Annotated in this window: 1 protein-coding gene; it reads left to right on the top strand. The window is 43.5% G+C overall.

Translation table 11 applies throughout. The features are described 5' to 3' along the window. On the top strand, positions 1 to 292 hold a 292-nt coding region (locus FDX22_RS30650; RefSeq protein ID WP_222592567.1), incomplete at both ends, for a hypothetical protein.

A 292-nucleotide genomic window follows, 5' to 3' on the forward strand; every position in this document is an offset into this window, starting at 1 on the left:
GGTAATAAAGCTGCCAGTGTAAGTGTAGATGGTGCTCAGATTTACTACTCTTACGGTAAAACTGGTACGCAACCTGACGTGCAACTGGATCGTACCCATACGTGGTTCATGGGCAATCAACATTATGCGGGGGCCAACTATCAGTTAACGTTTCGGGTTCAGAAGGGTAACTACAACTATGTCTTGTATTCTCAGAATTACGGGAATGGATTAGATGAAGGTCTAGTTGCTTACAACGGTTCGAAGATGAAGGAGACAAAATCGACGGTATTTTTCAGGATGTCGTCATCTT

Origin of the sequence: Citrobacter sp. TBCS-14, from assembly GCF_005280805.1 — a bacterium.
In the GTDB taxonomy this organism is placed as follows: Bacteria; Pseudomonadota; Gammaproteobacteria; order Enterobacterales; family Enterobacteriaceae; genus Citrobacter; species Citrobacter gillenii.